A 17,249-nucleotide genomic window follows, 5' to 3' on the forward strand; every position below is an offset into this window, starting at 1 on the left:
AGGCGACTCGATCTGCGTTACCAGGCTCTTGCCTGGTAACGAGGCGACTCGATCTGCGTTACCAGGCTCTTGCCTGGTAACGAGGCGACTCGATCTGCGTTACCAGGCTCTTGCCTGGTAACGAGGCACAGGAGGCGACTCGATCTGCGTTACCAGGCTCTTGCCTGGTAACGAGGCACAGGAGGCACCAGGCTCTTGCCTGGTAACGAGGCGACTCGATCTGCGTTACCAGGCTCTTGCCTGGTAACGAGGCACAGGAGGCGACTGGATCTGCGTTAGCCACGAGGCACAGGAGGCACCAGGCTCTTGCCTGGTAACGAGGCGACTCGATCTGCGTTACCAGGCTCTTGCCTGGTAACGAGGCACAGGAGGCGACTGGATCTGCGTTACCAGGCTCTTGCCTGGTAACGAGGCACAGGAGGCACCAGGCAAGAGCCTGATAACGAGGCGACTCGATCTGCGTTACCAGGCTCTTGCCTGGTAACGAGGCACAGGAGGCACCAGGCAAGAGCCTGATAACGAGGCGAAAGTAGACTAAATATTTCCAGTCCAGTTTAGTGGACTTTGGCTATCAGCCCGGAAATTGATTTCCGGGCAGGTTATCGGATTTAGTGAGAATCGTGCAAAATGTTAGTTAAACGAATTTTTTACCAGCGATTATTTACCTTCATTCTGTTTTCCCTGTTAGGATTGATAACTTTTTTGGGCGTTCAATCCCTCTCGGCAAAGGCAATTTTGGCAACAGATAGGATGAGGACCCAAGTCCTTACTACGAACGTACTGGTGCAACAAGGGAAAGCTTTGTATGAGGCGGGACAGTTTTCTGATGCGGCAAAAATTTGGCAGCAAGCTGCTGATGCTTTTGCTGCTGCTGGGGATAAACTCAATCAAGCTTCGGCTTTGAGCAATTTATCTTTAACTTACCAGCAATTGGGATTGTGGAATCAAGCGAAAGATGCAATCGCAAATAGCCTTTCCCTCCTCAACACCGATTCCTCACCGCTAATCTTGGCTCAAACTTTGAATATTCAAGGTTTCTTACAATTATCTTTAGGACAAGCAGAAAATGCCCTCAATACTTTGCAAAAAGCAGCGGCGGCTTATAAAAAAGCAGGCGATCAACCTGGTATTATCGCCAATTTAATTAACCAATCCCAGGCGATGCAAGCATTGGGATTCTACCGTCGCGCTGCCAATACTTTAGAACAAGTAGAAACCAGCCTCCTTGCATCACCCGATTCAATTATTAAAGTAACCGGATTGCTCAATCTGGGCAATACCCTGCGCGTTGTAGGTAATTTAGATAAATCTCAACAAGTTTTGCAGCAAAGTTTGGAGATTGCCCAAAAACTAGGATTGCGCGGTGCAACTACTTCGATTCAACTCAGTTTAGGCAATACCAAACGCGCTTTAGCTAAAAAAACCGCAACATTAAATAGAATACAAACCCCCCAGAATGAAACTCAAGCTGCTTTAGAATTATACCGACAAGCAGCGACTTCCCAATCTCGCAATACTCGCATTCAAGCGTTAATTAATCACCTTAGTTTGTTGGTCGAAACTCAACAAAATTCAGAAGCCCAAACTTTATTGCCTACCATCCAACAAGAACTCAACGACTTACCCGCCAGTCGTACTTCAGTCTATGCTCGCATTAATTTGGCGCAAAGCTTGATCAAACAGTCAGCTGTTAATACCAACCCACAACTAACAACTATTGCTCAAATTTTGGCTAAAGCCGTTCAGGAAGCCAAAAACCTGGAAGACCGACGCGCCGAATCTTTAGCTTTGGGAAGTTTGGGCGAATTATACGAGATAAATCAACAATTGTCAAGCGCTCAAACCGTAACCCAGCAAGCGCTGCTGTTGGCGCAGGCAATTGATGGTTCGGATATTGCCTATCGTTGGCAGTGGCAATTGGGAAGGGTACTGAAAGCACAAGGAGAAAAAGAGGCAGCGATCGCAGCATACACCGAAGCCGTGAACACCTTAAAATCCCTCCGCAGCGACTTAACGGCGATCAACCCAGATGTGCAATTTTCGTTTCGCGAAAGTGTCGAACCCGTTTATCGCCAATTAGTCGGGTTACTGTTGCAAAATGGAGATAATGTTAACCAAAATAACCTGATTCAAGCGCGCAATCTGATCGAATCTCTACAACTAGCAGAACTCGATAATTTCTTTCAAGAAGCTTGCCTGAATGCCAAACCAGAATTAATCGACCAAGTAGACAGAACCGCAGCAGTAATCTACCCAATTATTTTGTCATATCGCTTAGATGTTATCCTCAGTCTGCCGCAACAACCTTTGCGCCATTACAGCACCAACCTGACCCAAAACCAAATTGAAGAAACCTTAGAACAACTGCGACAACAACTAGGAAGACCGAGTTCCAGCAGGCAACAAATCTTGCGCCTTGCCCAACAAGTTTATGATTGGTTAATTCGACCCGGAGAGACAGAAATCAAAAACAGCGGCGTTAAAACCTTGGTATTTGTGTTAGATGGTACTTTGCGGAATATCCCGATGGCGGTTCTCCATGACGGCAACCAACACCTATTGCAGCAGTATAACCTTGCACTAGCGCCCGGGTTGCAATTGCTAGAACCACAATCCTTGGGACAAGTCCAATTGAAAGCTTTAATGCTGGGATTAAGCGAGTCTCGCGACGGATTTCCACCCCTACCTGCCGTGGAGAAGGAATTGCAACAAATTAAAGCGATCGTGCCTGGTACAGTACTTTTGAATCAGGAATTTACCGGGGAGAGTTTGCGCCAGCAAATCAACGCCGCACCCTACCCCGTCGTCCACCTAGCCACCCACGGTAAATTCAGTTCCACTGCCGACAATACCTTTATTCTCACCTGGGATGGTCGCATCAACGTCAAGCAATTTGATACCTTCCTGCGCGTCAGAAACCAAGCCAGAGGTCGAGCAATTGAACTGCTAGTTTTGAGTGCCTGCGAAACCGCAACTGGAGACAGGCGCGCGACTTTAGGCATCGCTGGCGTAGCAGTGCGCGCCGGTGCGCGCAGCACCTTGGCAACGCTTTGGCCCGTGCAAGATGTAGCAACCGCTACCATGATGCCCCAGTTTTACCGAGAATTAGCAACTCATGGCAAGTCAGAAGCATTGCGCCGCGCCCAAATATCTTTGTCAGAGAATTTCAAGCATCCCTATTACTGGGCGCCTTTTGTTTTAGTTGGCAATTGGCTATAAAACCCAAACAGTAGGGTGCGATCTTCGCGCAGAGTACGGCACCAAACCAACCCAAACAGTAGGGTGCGATCTTCGCGCAGAGTACGGCACCAGACCAACCCAAACAGTAGCGCGGTTTCCTATTGATATTTCGGAGAAATCTAATGGGTATCCTACAATCAATCACCAATCCTCAAAAACAGATGCCCAACTACAGAAGACTAATTATCCCCGGCGCTACTTACTTTTTCACAATAGTCACGTACCAACGTCGCCCCTGGCTTTGCACCGAAATTGCCCGTCAAACCTTGAGAGAATCCATCAATAAAGTCCGGAAAAAATCTCCATTTTCCATTGATGCCCTGGTTTTGCTACCCGATCATATTCATTGTATTTGTACACTCCCCCCCGGAGACGGTGACTATGCGACTCGTTTGCGATTAATTAAAAATTTTGTGACTAAAAATTGTGGGTATAATCTGGGAATTGATGCAAAGATTACGAAATCACGACAAAAGCGCAAGGAAAGAAACCTCTGGCAAATAAGATTTTGGCAGCATTTGATTCGGAATGAAAAATATTTTGCTAACCACTGGGATTATATTCATTACAATCCTGTGAAACACGGTTTGTGCAAAACACCGAGAGAATGGCAATTTTCTAGCCTGCATCGCTTTGTGGCACAGGGTTTGTATCCTGAAGATTGGGGTGTTTATGAAATTCCCGATCTATTGCCTACTGTTGTAGGGGAGTGAGGGTTTGTAGGCTTACTTCCGGTGCCGTACTCTGCGCTAACGCACCCTACCATTACTAGCACTTTCAATTTCTATCTTAAGGTAGATGTAAAAAACTCAAATTTCAGTATATAACTCAAGTTGCTAGTTATCTCTCTCAGAGCGGCTAATGGCTAATGGCGTTCCCAGGCAGTCGCCGAGTTCCCAGGCTCATGGCTGGGAACTCGGCGAAATCAGTAAAAATCCAAGATTAGCAATTAGCAATTAGCCATTAGCAACGCCCTTGTTTATAACTAGCAACAAGCGTATATAAGTTCTTATAAAAATTATTCGTTTAAGATAGTTAATTTATGCAACAGGATGATAGCCGCAGCACGGGTTTTTTCCCAGACTCACTCTGGATTTTAGCCAGTATTACCCTCGCCTGTCTGAGCCAGACTAGCCCAGTTTATTCGCAAATTGCCCCAGATGGGACGCTCTCTACCAATGTTACAACTACAAATAATCTTAACTTTACAATAAACGACGGCAACCGAGTCGGAAACAATCTTTTCCACAGCTTTCGCGAGTTTTCAGTTCCTACAGGTGGAGAAGCTTTTTTTAATAATGCCGAAGAAATTCAAAATATATTCAGTCGCGTCACTGGTGGAACAATTTCTAATATTGATGGTTTAATTCGAGCCAAGGGTAATGCTAATTTATTCTTGCTCAATCCCAGTGGAATTATCTTTGGCGCTAATGCAAGGCTGAATATTGGTGGCTCGTTTCTAGCAACTACGGCGAGTAGTTTCAAGTTTGCCGATGGGGTAGAATTTAGCGCTACAAATCCTCAAGCTGCACCTTTGTTAACGATCGATGTTCCCATCGGCTTGCAAATTGGAACCAATCCAGGGAGTATCGTCAAGCAAGGCAGTGCAATCGATAATCAAGGTCGTCTCAGCGGACTCCAAGTGTCGCCGGGGAGAAGTTTAGTCTTAGTAGGCGGCGGACTCAACCTGGATGGGGGTCGATTGATTGCTGCGGGGGGTCGCGTAGAACTGGGAGGACTGGCAACATCAGGGACGGTGGGATTAGCAGTAAACGGCAATACCCTGAATTTAAGTTTTCCCCCAGATATTACAAGAGCCAATGTATTCCTAACCAATGATGCACTGGTCAATGTAGTAGGGGACGGAGGCGGCGATATTATCGTCAATGCGAATAACTTTACGGCTACAAATGGTGGGATGTTAGCCGCAGGTACTAGAGGAGTTGGTAAGAGTGGAGATATTACAGTTAACGCTAACGAGTTCAGCCTTTCTGGTCGAGGAGCGAACTCTGGCAGTGGTTTGTACAATCGAGCTGTAGGGGGTAGCACTGGCAATCTTGGCGATATCCGAATTAATGCGCAGAAAGTCAGTATCGTTGGTACTGGTTCTGTTATTACTCCTGATTCTCCCATCGAAGAGATTCTGGAAGAGAGTCTCGCCGCCACGGGTTTGCACAATGAGGTAGCGCCATTAGCTTTAGGCAATGGCGGTAATATTTTTATCAATGCAGATTCGTTTCATGTTTCGTCGGGTGCGATCGCTCAATCTTTAACCGCTAGTTCCGGCAATGCAGGAGATATTGTCATCAGCGCTAGGGATATCAACCTCTCCGGTGTTAGTAGCGGCATCCAGTTAGTTACTTTTGGACGGGGCAATGCCGGTAACGTAACGATTCGCACTGCAAGGTTAACGACTAGGGATGGGGCAGTCGTAGGCGGTTTAACTTTTGCTGAGGGTAAGGCGGGAACCGTAACGGTGAACGCCTCTGAGTCTGTGGAACTGATTGGCATAACCCCAGCGGGGTATCCCAGCACCTTGTTTGTTGGCACTCATCCTCAAAGTAGTGGAAATGCTGGCGAGATCACGATTAATACGAGAAGGTTGACGATCCAAAATGGAGCCAGCGCCGATGTCAGTACCCAAGGAACAGGTGAGGCAGGCAATTTGACGATCGATGCCTCTGAGTCTGTGGAGTTGAGCGGCACATCAACCGTAAATATAGGTAACGAGTCATTTGAAGCAGGCAGCGACTTGTTGGCTTTAACTACTGGTTCCGGCAAGGGTGGCGACATCAGGATTGCAACCCCAAGGTTAACAGTTCGAGATGGGGGAAAAATCTCAACTGCGGCTATTAGTGGCAGTGGCGCAGCTGGTTCGATCCGCATTCGCGCTCAAGATGTGGAATTGAGCGGTACTATCCCCAATAGTATGTTACCCGGTGGGTTGTCAGCTCGTGTTGGCGAAACAGCTACTGGTGCTGGGGGCAATATATCAATTGAAACCGGGCGGTTGATTGTCCGCGATGGGGCAGAGATCTCAGCTGCTACTTTGGGCAGGGGCGATGCTGGTGCGATCGCCATTCGCGCTACAGATATTGAACTGATAGGAACAGGTCAGTTTGGTTTATTGGATCGCAGTAGCATCACGACTCAAAGTCTGGATCAGGGTAGAGGTGGAGATATCAGAATTGAAACGGGACGCCTAGTGGTGGCGAATGGTGCAGAAATCTCATCGGGTACTGCCTTTAGACCGATTGAACAACCGCTCCCCGATTGGCAACCTACGCCTGGTAAACCAATTCCACCTCAAGGCGGGGGTAATGCGGGAAATATTTTCATCAGGGCATCCGAGTCAGTCGAACTGTTTGGCATCTCATCATCAACACTTCTCAATCTCAGCACCATATCCAGTCAAGTTGGTGTCAACACCACTGGTAATGGAGGAACGATCTCGATTGCAACTCGAGGACTGACTCTCCGAGATGGGGCAGAAATATCAGCCGCTACTTTTGGTTTCGGCAATGCAGGTTTTGTGAACGTTGAGGCATCGCGAGTGGAAGTAATCGGCGGTGTGGCGGGTTTGGAAAATGTGGGAGTTTTCCTTCGCCCAAATCGAAATAGTTTTGCACCCAGTCGCTTGTCAGCTGAAGTTTTTGCCACCGCCAGGGGAAATGGGGGAACGGTTACTGTAAATGCTGACAGATTAACCGTGGGCGATCGCGCTCAACTGGGCGTCAGCAGTCAAGGGCAAGGAAATCCGGGCAACCTAGACGTCACATCTCGCCATCTGCGTTTGGATAACCAAGGCACTTTAACCGCCGCTTCTTCAACAGGTAGGGGCGGCAATATTAATCTGCAAGGGAGAAATATACAGTTACGCCGCCAAAGCGTAATTTCTGCCGCCTCAGCCCCAGGAGCTATAGAAGGTAATATTGGGATTAATACAGAAACGCTAGTCCTGCTAGAAGCCAGCCAAATTAGAACCGATGCCATTGCTCCCAATGGGGGAAGTAATATTAGAATTTCCCCTTTGGATGAGTCAGAAGCAATCTTCCAGTCCCCGGATAGTATCATCAACGCCAGCGGGCAATTAACCATCGAAGGAGATATCCAAACCGAACAGCCTCAGATACACGGAGTGGAAATCGTCGATAGTTCCAGGTTAATTGTTGACCGCTGCGCCCCCGTGCGTCAAGGCAGTAGCTTTGTCGTCACCGGACGCGGGGGCATTCCCCCCAGTCCCAACGAACCTTTGAGCGGCGAAACGGTACTGGTATATTTGGTTACCCTCGACGCCCAAGAGCAGAGGAGCAGGGGAGCAGGGGAGCAGGGGAGCCGAGGTAATACTGAGGAATCGTTGGTTACATCTGATACAACAAACTCGACTCAGCTAGTGGAAGCAACGGGTTGGATAATTAACGAAAAAGGCCAAGTGGTTCTGATTGCTGAAGCACCCACCGCGACTCCTTACCGCCCTGAATTGGTGCCAGTTGGTTGTCCGGTTCGCCAGGAAAAAACAAACCTGTAGGGGCACGGCGTGGAGTAAGTTTTGGTTTATACCAAAAAATTGTTAAATGCCGTGCCCCTACAGTAACGCACCACAGGTTTTGACCGCTTAACGTTGGGCGAAGACGCTAGCGGCGGCGGCGACACCTGCACCGGGGGTGAAGGCATCGTATCCCAGTTCAATTAGGGCAGCTTCTAGGGAAGCGATCGCACTCAATATATCCCTATCGCTGACAAATCCCAAATGCCCGATCCGGAATATCTTACCCTTGAGGTGGTCTTGTCCTCCCGCCATCGCGATGTCGAATTTCTTCTTCAAGATCGAGCGAATTTTTTCCGCGTCCACTTGCACTGGGGCGACGGCGGTAATCGCCGGCGAGGCGGCACTATCTGGCGCAAATAGTGGCAAACTCAACGCTTTCACGGCGGCGCGAGTCGCATTCATCTGGCGGGTATGCCGCGCGAAGATGTTTTCTAACCCTTCCGCTTTCATCATCCGCAGCGTTGTTTGCAGCGCGATGATTAAATTCACAGGTGGGGTAAACGGTGTGCTATTTTTAGCAGCGTCTTTGCGGTATTTACCTAAATCCAGATAGTACCGGGGCAGTTTAGCGGTTTTGTAGGCTTCCCAAGCTTTGGCACTTACCGATACAAAACCCAAACCGGGGGGAATCATGTAGCCTTTTTGCGAACCGGAACCGACCACATCGAGTCCCCATTCATCCACGGGGACGTTGACCGCGCCCATGCTGGTGACCGTATCGACAATTATCAAAGCTTCTCCATGCGCTTTGACGTGGCGGTTGATCGTTTCCAGGTCATTTAGGACACCCGTAGAAGTTTCGCTGTGGGTGACGACGACGGCTTTGATTTGCTTTTCTTTATCGGATTCCAGCTTTTCGCGGAACTGTTCTGGGTCGAGGGGTTTGCCCCATTCGGCGGTAACTTTTTCTACATGGAGGCCGTAAGCTTCGCCGACTTCCGCCCAGCGATCGCCAAACTTACCATTGCATCCTACCAAGATGCGATCCGCGGGACTCAAGAAATTAATTATCCCCGCTTCCATCGCCCCCGTCCCCGATGCGGTCAGCATCAGCACGTCATTTTGCGTTTGGTGCAACCACTTGAGGTTTTCGGTACACTCCGCCATAATTGGAGCAAACTCGCTGCTGCGGTGACCGATGGGGTGCTTGGCTAAAGCGAGTAATGCCTGTTCTGGCACGGGTGTAGGACCCGGTATCATCAGCATCAGCTTGTCGTTCATTTTGATCCTATAACACTGAGATAGTGCTATACAGAACTTGGCTAAACTTGCTTAAAGTTCACCATTCAACCAGAAACAGTTTCTGGAGGGTCTGCTTCCTGCTTCAACCAAGGGAGTCGGCTCCTTCTTGTCCACAGGCGTCAATTTGGGTGTAGCCCACCCTATGAAGCTTTTTAGCGTTTTACTTTTGAAGCTAAGAGCCATTGTTCATCCATTATTTTCAGCCAATTTAACGAATCGTGGTTTCCCGTTCGACCTTTTGATAGGCTGGCTAGTTCTGAATCGACTGTGGTTTACAAAATGCGACAATTTTTTTAGCCTTGGTTTTCGGCATTGTTCAGGAATATAGCACAAAAGTGAATCGCCATCAATAACTATAGGTTTCTTTATAACTTACTCAAGTTGCGTAACTATAAGTAAGTTTAGTAAAGAATCTGGCGATTTAATCTAGCTCTGGAGTTTCCAAATCTTAGCCCCTAGATTTTCCGATTCCCTGGTTTCTCAAATCTGAATTAATATTTCTCAGGGCAGAAAGGTTGAGGTCGTTTGAGAGCGAGCGACCTGTTTGGAACTTTTTATTGTACTGTTAATTGACCAGAAGTTAAGCAGGCGGACTTTGGCGCATGGGGAAGCGATCTGACGGGGAATTAGGGTCGGAATTGACGTGATTGAGCGACCAACGGTAGTCTACTTGTAAACCTGCCTGCTGGAAAATTTCTTCCAGTTGTTTTTGTTGGGCAGCTGCTTTCCGCATGGTAACAATCAGTTGCTGCACTTTTTCCCTCATAGCAGGAGTCCCCGTCACCGCGAACATGGTTTGTCGTTCTAGCATTTGCAGAACCAGTTCGTAGTGAATCGGGGAGGGAAGGGGTATTTGCTCCATTTATGCGAATTTACCTCAGTTTTATAGCCTCACTTTCAGGAATCCAAGTTCCCGCTTCGGGCTGCCACGAAGCTGTCTGGCTTCCCGTATTATCTAGGTGGTAGACTGCGCGGGAGCAAACAGCGCCGCGATCGCGCCTGCTAAATCGGGTTGCTTTACCAACGACTCGCCGATTAAAACGGCATCAGCACCAGCACCTGCTACTAAGCTGAGGTCATTGGGTGTATGCAAACCCGACTCGCTCACGACCAGAATACCCCGGTCTTGCAGTTGGTCACCCCGCGCCGCCAAAATTTCCTTTGTTGTTTCCAGGTTGACAGAAAAATCTTGCAGGTTGCGATTATTAATGCCAACCAGGTCAACTCGGTCCAAGGCTAACACGCGGTCTAGCTCTTCTAAAGTATGCACCTCGATCAGGGCAGTCATCCTTAAAGCATTGGCGATCTTAACAAAGTACTGCAAATCTTGGTCGGAAAGTATCGCCGCGATCAGCAGTACGGCATCAGCACCCTTAAGGCGAGCTAGGTAGATCTGGTAAGGGTAAATAATAAACTCTTTGCACAAAAGAGGCAAGTCAATCGCAGCGCGGATTTTAGCCAGGTTTTCAAAGCTACCACAGAAAAACTTTTCATCGGTCAGAACCGAAAGACAAGTCGCGCCGCCAGTTTGGTAAGCTGTGGCGATCTCTACTGGGTCAAAATCTTCTCTGATTACCCCTTTACTCGGAGATGCTTTTTTGACTTCCGCAATCAGTGCTGGTTTAGTTTTACCTTGTCGCAAAGCGGCGACAAAATCGCGGGGTGCTGGCGCGTCGGCTATTTTCCGCTGCAATTCCGACAGCGCCAGACGTTCCCTCATTTGGGTAACTTCGGTTTCTTTATACCAGACAATTTCTTCCAAGATATGGCGCGGGGATGAATCTGGCATTGCTACCTGATAGCGCAATTCTTGGACAGCAACGGCGGGATTGGGGGGACGACGACGAATCTGCATTTTGGGTGATTGGTAATTGGTAATTGGTAATTGGTAATTGGTGTTTTTATTTACTATTACCTATTAGCCATGACCAGCGGCGCGTTTATATGCTTCATCCAGCACTTCTGAAAGTGTGGGATGGGCGTGAACCAGATAAGCTAGGGATTGGACGGATTGACGGATAGCGATCGCATTCGATGCTTCGTGAATTAAATCGGAAGCGTGCAATCCGATGATGTGGACGCCGAGGACTTCTCCCGTATCTTTCCGATAGACAACTTTGGCGATACCGTCGGCTTCGCCTTCGGCGATTGCTTTAGAATTGCCTTTAAAATAAGTCCGCACGGCGGCGACTTCAAAACCTTCTTCTTTCCCCAACTCTTTTGCTGCGGTTTCGGTTAATCCCACAAAGCTGATTTCTGGGTGGGTAAAAGCGGCGGCGGGGATGCTGCGATAGTCTACGATGCGATCGCGTCCGCAAATATTTTCTACCGTCGCAATCCCTTGTGCCGATGCGGCGTGTGCCAGCATCATCTTGCCCGTCGCATCTCCAATCGCCCACAGGTGCGGGACTGGTTCTCCTGCCGATAATACTGCCAACTTGTCGTTAACTGGAATAAATCCGCGCCTATCGGTTTCGACGCCGACGGATTCTAAACCCAAATTTTGAGTATAAGGAATGCGTCCAGTCGCTACCAAACAAGCATCGACTTCCAGGACATCTACCACTTCTTTAGTTTTGGCGTCGGCGAGTTCGATGACTACCGGAGAACCTGGAATCACTTTTTGTGCCAAAACACCTACTTTGGTTTCGATATCGCGGGGAGTAATCAAAATCCGTTCGGCGATTTTGGCAATATCGCGGTCAAATCCGGGCATTAACTCTGGCAGCGCTTCAATCATCGTGATTTCGCAACCGAGTGCCGAGTAGACATCGGAAAATTCTAAACCGATATAACCGCTGCCAATAATTGCCACCCAAGGGGGAAGCGATTCTAGTTTGATACCGTCGTCGCTAGTAAAAACGGTTTTGCCGTCGATTTCAATACCGGGGGGAACCCAAGGAATCGATCCGGGAGCGAGAATAATATCTTTAGCGGTAATAGTTTTTTCACCAGTATCGGTGGCGATGGTGAGTTTTTGACTGCCCGCTACTTTACCCCAACCTTGAATAATATCTACACCCAAGCGTTTGAGACTGTTGGTTAAGTCGCCTCGCAACTTAGAGACAATATTTGCCGCGTGATTTGCGATCGTGCCCCGGTCAAATTCTACACTTTTTACCTGTATTCCCAGCGCTTTGAGATGGTCGGCGTTGCGTAACTCTCGCACTCTTCCAGCAGCTGCCAGAAGTGCCTTAGAAGGGATACAACCGCGATTGACGCAGGTTCCACCCATATCGGCAGCTTCGATAATCGCCGTTTTTAAACCACAACTAACTGCGTGCAGCGCGGCACCATGTCCGCCTACCCCTGCACCAACGATCGCTAGATCGTAATCAAATGCCTGACTCACCATATCTCAGCCTTGCGCGTTGCCCTTATTAATTCTCAACTGTAGGGAGCAATTTAGACAACATTTTTGCCGGGAGATGGAATTTTTCTAGCCAGATCTGGGCAATCTGATTTTATGCAGCGGGATCGCGGATTAAATTTTTGTGAATGCAGCGATACCCACACCGCGGGCACGCTAACGTGCGGCAACCGCTTTGCACGAAGAACGCGAACCGTAACCGCACCTGTTTGGGAGACGCTGATGACTAATTAAATAGCCTCCCATCGTCACAAGTAGCCTGGATTTATACCGCACTTTTAGAGTCAACCTTAATTATGGACGCATATCAACAATCGTCGTGCCGCTGACCAAGCGTTTATCGAGTTTCTTCACCAATTGGCAGTGATGTTAATAAACGACGATACCGCATCTGCATCCCAAGAGCCTTTGGAAGATAGCCGCACCGAACAACCAACAGCAGAACATTTATCCCATCTAGACTTAGCCGCGTTTGAGGAAGCAGTTGCTGATATTGCAGCTTTCATGCAGCAGCGAAGGCGTTAGTACGATTGGAATTGCCAATCAAACATTGAAATTCGATTTAAATCCAAAATCTAACATCTGATATTTAAAATTCCCTCCGCTGCCGTTGCCGTCGTGCTTCGTACAATATCAAGGCGGCAGCGATCGCCACGTTCAACGACTCGACTCCCGGACTTAAGGGAATTCTAACTTGTCTATCTGCCAGGGCGACTAAGTCGGCAGATAGTCCAGCACCTTCGTTACCCAGCAGAATCAAACCGGGTTGATTCCAATCAATTTCCCAGTAGGTCAACTTGGCATCGGGTACTGTAGCGATCGCCTGCATTCCTTGTTGCTGACAGGACTGTACCAGCGATTTTAAATTTTCACCCGTTGCCATTGGTAATCTAAACCACTGTCCCGCCGACGCCCTGAGAACTTTAGGATGATCTAAATCTACGCTATCTGCACTCACCCACAAACCAGTTGCACCCGCAGCGGCGGCAGTTCTGATCGTAGTCCCCAAGTTACCAGGGTCTTGGATTGTTTCCAAACCCAATGCTAGAGATGTGGGGACAGTAGGAAAAGGCATTTGCAGGCGTTTCGCAACTGCGACAACGCCATCGGGTTGGACGGTGGTAGCGATCGCTTTGAGGACTTCTGGTGTTACTATTTGCTCGCGCAAGGCGCTTTGACTCACTTCTTGCCAAAGTTCTGGGTAACGCTCCTGCCATTGAGCAGTATAACAAACCGTTTCCAGGGGATAACCTACCGCGCAAGCTTCCGAAACCAAGTGCGTCCCTTCCAACAAAAACAGTTGCTTCTCGTGCCTTTCCTTGGCAGCGTGCAACTTGCGGATTTCCTTTACCAGCGGATTTTGCAGACTGGTCAACATCGGGTAATTTTAGATTTTAGATTGCAGATTGCAGATTTAAACGATAATTCAATCTCAAATCTGCCATCTACAATCTGAAATTTTAATGCGGAACCGGGGACTTGAACCCCGAAGGCATTACTGCCACTAGAACCTGAATCTAGCGCGTCTACCAATTCCGCCAGTTCCGCAGGTTTGTTTAATTTTGTCGCCGATTTACTATTGTGGCGTAAGTCATCTGATTTGTCAACAGGGGGGGAATGGAATTTTTAACAGCCGGTGAGGGTGCAGATCCAGCCTGCCCATGAGCCATTAGCCATGAGCCATTAGCCATTAGCCATGCCATTTTTGAGCAAAACACTAGACAACTGACATCTTTCGGGTAGAATCTAAACCAAATTTGAAGAAATCTAAAATTGTCCCTTGATTGTGGAGGGTAAGACAATTACTTTCTCACTTAACCTAACCGACACTCACGCTTTGCCTGAAGAAGACCAATCCGTTTTGCAAATTTGGGGACGGTCTTCCCTGCAAGGTCACGTCCAAATCAGTGGGGCGAAAAACTCTGCCCTCGCGCTCATGGCAGGCGCCTTACTCTGCCCGGATGATTGTCGCCTTCGTAACGTTCCCTCACTGGTGGACGTGCATCGTCTGGCTCTAATTTTGGCAGCCTTGGGCGTGAAGGTAGAGCGACACGGTGATATTTTAGACATCAATGCTCGTGACATCGGACAATCCCAAGCGCCTTACGAGCTAGTCAGCCAGCTGCGCGCTAGTTTCTTTGTAATTGGGCCTTTATTGGCAAGACTTGGGGTAGCCAGAATTCCCCTACCGGGAGGTTGTGCCATCGGTGCCAGACCCGTGGATCTGCACGTGCGGGGTCTGCAAGCGATGGGGGCGGATGTGCAAATCGATCGCGGGATGGTGAATGCCTACATCCCCGGTAGCAATCGCCGCTTGAAAGGTGCAAATATATACCTGGATTACCCCAGCGTTGGGGCGACGGAAACCTTGATGATGGCGGCAACGCTAGCAGACGGAGAAACCACGATCGAAAACGCGGCACAAGAGCCAGAAGTTGTAGATTTGGCTAATTTATGCCGTGCAATGGGGGCGCGCATTCGCGGCGCCGGAACTAATACGATCGCGATCGATGGAGTTAACAGTCTGCATTCTACCGACTACAGCGTGATTCCAGACCGGATTGAGTCGGGAACTTTTTTAGTCGCGGGAGCAATTACGCGCTCGGAAATCATTTTATCGTCAGTGGTGCCGGATCATATTACGGCAGCGATCGCTAAGCTGCGAGCCATCGGCGCTAAAATTATCGTCGAAGCACCAGATTGCCTGCGCATCCAGGGGGCAAACGCTCACGTGCCAACGGATATCGAAACTTTACCCTATCCCGGTTTCCCCACCGACCTGCAAGCACCATTCATGTCGCTGCTATGCCTGTGCGAAGGCAATAGCATCATTACGGAAACCGTGTTCGAGAACCGTTTGCGCCACGTAGCCGAGTTAAACCGCATGGGCGCAGATATCCGCGTCAAAGGTAACAACGCGGTCATCCGAGGCGTGCCATTCCTATCGGGTGCCCCTGTAATGGCAACTGACCTCCGCGCGGGTGCGGCGTTGGTGTTGGCAGGATTGGCGGCGGAAGGCAAAACAACTCTCCAAGGATTGCGGTATATCGACCGGGGTTATGAAAGCCTGGAATTGAAACTGCAAAAACTGGGAGCAAAAATTAAGCGCGTTCCAGCTGAGGGAGAAACTGAAGCCGATGCGCCTCTGGTGGCTCAAACTGATAAAGTTGGCTAAACGGTTGCTAACTTGAATCGGGAGTTGGATCGCCTCTCCCCAAACCCCTCCCCGACACGGGGAGGGGTTTGAAATCAACCGCGAAGAAGGGTAGGACGCAAAGAAGAAGAGGAAGAGAATGCCGCAGGTTTTCGCCAAAGAAACCGGGTTTCTCGCAAAAATCCGGCGGAAAGGGAACCAGAGATCGACGGTCTCACCTTTGTTTCTTTTCTCGTCGTGGGTAAGTCCTGGATCTATGCAGAAACCCGGTTTCTCAGCTGATGAACTAAGATCTCTAGAAGCAACTGGCTGCGATTCTCCGCGTCGCAACCAACCAAGCTCAAGCACCCAGATCTGAAAAACGATACATGTATTTCCCTAAGACGCCGCTGATCGGTTTAAAAGCAGACCAATTTCGCCATCCTCTGGATTTAGAGGCAACTCAGGCGATTAAGCAATTATCTGGCCTTGATGTGATGGTACGCAATTTGTTGGGGCCAGTGGCAGAACAGTTTTTCTATCTGGAAAATATTGCGGCAAGCGTGTTGGTGGGCGAAAAACAACTGCCCCAGTTACACAAGTTGTTGCTGGAAGCTTGTCAAATTTTGGATTTGGAACCGCCCCAACTCTACGTGCGCCAACATCCGGTTCCCAATGCTTACACGTTCGCGATGCGCGGGAAGCAGCCTTTTATCGTCATGCACACGTCTTTAATTGACTTGCTCGTGCCGGAGGAAATTCAAGCGGTGATTGCTCACGAGTTGGGACACCTCAAGTGCGAGCATGGGGTTTACTTGACGATCGCGAATTTAATTGTACTGGCAGCCGGACAACTTCCCAATTGGGGGGGAATCGTGGCGCAAGGGATGCGGGAACAAATGTTACGGTGGTTGCGCTGTGCTGAGTTTACCTGCGATCGCGCCGCGTTACTCGCTACCCAAAACCCCAAAGTTGTCAGTTCTGTCCTGATGAAGCTAGCAGGCGGTTCGCCGACTTTAGCCCCCCAATTGAACTTAGAAGCGTTTTTAGCCCAAGCCCGTGCCTACGACAATATCAGCAACAACGAATTGGGCGAAATGCTCAAGCAGGCGCAAACAAGCACCCTGACTCACCCGGTGCCGGTACTGCGAGCCAGAGAAATCGATCGCTGGGCGAGCAGTAAAGAATATCAATTGTTGTTGCAAAACGGAGAAATGGTGTATACTGGTAAAGCTTCACCCAAGGGCGGGTGGCGAAACTGGTAGACGCAGTAGACTCAAAATCTACCTCCCGCGAGGGAATAAGAGTTCGATTCTCTTCCCGCCCATGTTTAACTATTGGGTTGGTTAAGTCCCACCACCCCCATAACTACAGAAGGGTCGGTTTGTGAACTGACCCTTTTTTAATGGGTATGTCAATAGCTTTTGTCAAGTACATTAGGACTTACGCAAAGAAACAAAGGGCGATCCGAAAAATAGTGGGTTTGGCAACCAGAGATATGCCTCCGGCACGCTGCGCGAACGACGGTCGAAACCGGGTTTCTGGCCTCGTCCTGCGTCAGTCCTGTACATTTAAAGAAAAACGGCAACCTACTTGGTTCGCTTAATCATATCTTTACAAATGGATTTTCAGCTGCTAATTTATCTGAAAGCAGCATTCGGAGGTTATCATCACAGCACGAATGGGCGACTCGGCGAACCAGGTCGCCAAATTCT

At 49.0% G+C, this 17,249-nt stretch carries 11 protein-coding genes and 2 tRNA genes; 7 read left to right on the forward strand and 6 right to left on the reverse strand.

The features are described from left to right. Positions 1 to 627: 627 nt before the first annotated feature. The 3 genes from MiSe_RS16110 to MiSe_RS16120 all read left to right on the forward strand — a co-directional run bounded on the left by MiSe_RS16110 (position 628) and on the right by MiSe_RS16120 (position 7,768). The gene (locus tag MiSe_RS16110; protein WP_226581653.1) at positions 628 to 3,219 is read left to right on the forward strand and encodes a CHAT domain-containing protein; all 2,592 of its coding nucleotides are present in this window, start codon (positions 628 to 630) and stop codon (positions 3,217 to 3,219) included. Positions 3,220 to 3,401: 182 nt separating this feature from the next. After that, entirely contained in the window at positions 3,402 to 3,953 is a 552-nt protein-coding gene (locus tag MiSe_RS16115) for an REP-associated tyrosine transposase (RefSeq protein ID WP_444980509.1), read from the forward strand. Between the two features lie 329 nt (positions 3,954 to 4,282). Beyond that, a complete protein-coding gene (locus MiSe_RS16120; RefSeq protein ID WP_226581669.1) occupies positions 4,283 to 7,768 on the forward strand; it encodes a two-partner secretion domain-containing protein in 3,486 nt (1,161 codons plus the stop codon). Between the two features lie 87 nt (positions 7,769 to 7,855). Here MiSe_RS16120 and MiSe_RS16125 read toward each other — a convergent pair whose 3' ends face one another. From MiSe_RS16125 to lpdA, 4 genes are all read right to left on the reverse strand, one after another. Next, the gene (locus MiSe_RS16125; RefSeq protein WP_226581678.1) at positions 7,856 to 9,010 is read right to left on the reverse strand and encodes a pyridoxal-phosphate-dependent aminotransferase family protein; all 1,155 of its coding nucleotides are present in this window, start codon (positions 9,008 to 9,010) and stop codon (positions 7,856 to 7,858) included. A gap of 601 nt (positions 9,011 to 9,611) precedes the next feature. Next, complete coding sequence (locus MiSe_RS16130) at positions 9,612 to 9,893, reverse strand: DUF5340 domain-containing protein (protein ID WP_226581690.1); 282 nt, start codon at positions 9,891 to 9,893, stop codon at positions 9,612 to 9,614. 93 nt (positions 9,894 to 9,986) lie between these two features. Continuing rightward, on the reverse strand, positions 9,987 to 10,886 hold the full coding sequence (trpC, locus tag MiSe_RS16135) for an indole-3-glycerol phosphate synthase TrpC (RefSeq protein WP_226581698.1): 900 nt from the start codon (positions 10,884 to 10,886) through the stop codon (positions 9,987 to 9,989). 63 nt (positions 10,887 to 10,949) lie between these two features. Continuing rightward, entirely contained in the window at positions 10,950 to 12,383 is a 1,434-nt protein-coding gene (gene lpdA / locus MiSe_RS16140; RefSeq protein ID WP_226581911.1) for a dihydrolipoyl dehydrogenase, read from the reverse strand. Positions 12,384 to 12,767: 384 nt separating this feature from the next. On the opposite strand from lpdA, the gene MiSe_RS16145 reads away from it, so the two are divergent. After that, positions 12,768 to 12,926, forward strand: coding sequence for a hypothetical protein (locus MiSe_RS16145; RefSeq protein ID WP_226581704.1), 159 nt, complete (start codon positions 12,768 to 12,770; stop codon positions 12,924 to 12,926). 64 nt (positions 12,927 to 12,990) lie between these two features. Here MiSe_RS16145 and MiSe_RS16150 read toward each other — a convergent pair whose 3' ends face one another. Both MiSe_RS16150 and MiSe_RS16155 read right to left on the reverse strand, forming a co-directional pair. After that, the gene (locus MiSe_RS16150; protein ID WP_226581713.1) at positions 12,991 to 13,779 is read right to left on the reverse strand and encodes a TrmH family RNA methyltransferase; all 789 of its coding nucleotides are present in this window, start codon (positions 13,777 to 13,779) and stop codon (positions 12,991 to 12,993) included. An 86-nt stretch (positions 13,780 to 13,865) separates the two neighbouring features. After that, positions 13,866 to 13,949 (reverse strand) — tRNA-Leu (locus MiSe_RS16155). A gap of 289 nt (positions 13,950 to 14,238) precedes the next feature. On the opposite strand from MiSe_RS16155, the gene murA reads away from it, so the two are divergent. The 3 genes from murA to MiSe_RS16170 all read left to right on the forward strand — a co-directional run bounded on the left by murA (position 14,239) and on the right by MiSe_RS16170 (position 16,861). Next, a complete protein-coding gene (murA, locus tag MiSe_RS16160) occupies positions 14,239 to 15,576 on the forward strand; it encodes a UDP-N-acetylglucosamine 1-carboxyvinyltransferase (protein ID WP_226581730.1) in 1,338 nt (445 codons plus the stop codon). A gap of 347 nt (positions 15,577 to 15,923) precedes the next feature. Next, positions 15,924 to 16,799 (forward strand): M48 family metallopeptidase, encoded by an 876-nt coding sequence (locus MiSe_RS16165; protein WP_226581739.1) that lies wholly within the window; start codon positions 15,924 to 15,926, stop codon positions 16,797 to 16,799. Beyond that, positions 16,778 to 16,861 (forward strand) — tRNA-Leu (locus MiSe_RS16170). The genes MiSe_RS16165 and MiSe_RS16170 overlap by 22 nt, the downstream gene beginning before the upstream one ends. Positions 16,862 to 17,249: the final 388 nt, after the last annotated feature.

The organism is Microseira wollei NIES-4236, from assembly GCF_020521235.1.
Lineage (GTDB): Bacteria > Cyanobacteriota > Cyanobacteriia > Cyanobacteriales > Aerosakkonemataceae > Microseira > Microseira wollei.

Excerpts from the sequence above, each read along its gene's own strand:
- MiSe_RS16115 (WP_444980509.1), top strand. The coding sequence starts at position 3,402 with ATGCCCAACTACAGAAGACTAATTATCCCCGGCGCTACTTACTTTTTC.
- trpC (WP_226581698.1), bottom strand. The coding sequence starts at position 10,886 with ATGCAGATTCGTCGTCGTCCCCCCAATCCCGCCGTTGCTGTCCAAGAA.
- MiSe_RS16120 (WP_226581669.1), top strand. The coding sequence starts at position 4,283 with ATGCAACAGGATGATAGCCGCAGCACGGGTTTTTTCCCAGACTCACTC.
- MiSe_RS16165 (WP_226581739.1), top strand. The coding sequence starts at position 15,924 with ATGTATTTCCCTAAGACGCCGCTGATCGGTTTAAAAGCAGACCAATTT.
- MiSe_RS16125 (WP_226581678.1), bottom strand. The coding sequence starts at position 9,010 with ATGAACGACAAGCTGATGCTGATGATACCGGGTCCTACACCCGTGCCA.
- MiSe_RS16145 (WP_226581704.1), top strand. The coding sequence starts at position 12,768 with ATGTTAATAAACGACGATACCGCATCTGCATCCCAAGAGCCTTTGGAA.
- MiSe_RS16150 (WP_226581713.1), bottom strand. The coding sequence starts at position 13,779 with ATGTTGACCAGTCTGCAAAATCCGCTGGTAAAGGAAATCCGCAAGTTG.
- MiSe_RS16110 (WP_226581653.1), top strand. The coding sequence starts at position 628 with ATGTTAGTTAAACGAATTTTTTACCAGCGATTATTTACCTTCATTCTG.
- MiSe_RS16130 (WP_226581690.1), bottom strand. The coding sequence starts at position 9,893 with ATGGAGCAAATACCCCTTCCCTCCCCGATTCACTACGAACTGGTTCTG.